This window comes from Psychrobacillus sp. PGGUH221 (assembly GCF_042055255.1).
Lineage (GTDB): Bacteria > Bacillota > Bacilli > Bacillales_A > Planococcaceae > Psychrobacillus.
The window spans coordinates 1-255 of record NZ_JAQMHQ010000055.1; the positions used below are offsets into that span (position 1 = coordinate 1).

At 36.5% G+C, this 255-nt stretch carries 1 pseudogene; it reads left to right on the forward strand.

The features are described 5' to 3' along the window. Positions 1-255, forward strand: a pseudogene (locus PGC35_RS22165) (tyrosine-type recombinase/integrase); the annotation flags it as partial.

Sequence of the window (255 nt, forward strand, 5' to 3'; positions counted from 1 at the left end):
AAAAGTAGGTAAACGGATACCCAAGTATTTAACCGAACGAGAGATTGAACATCTTCGTGAATCCTGTCATACCCCAATGGAAAAATCAATTTTTGAATTCATGTTTTCTACTGGTTGTAGAATTGGATAAATAGTTGCGTTAGAAAAGAACCATATCAATTGGTCCAATCAATCCGCGATCGTTAGAGGAAAAGGCGATAAGGAAAGGGAAGTTTATTTCAATACACGTTGCGACATATGGCTTAAACGCTATAT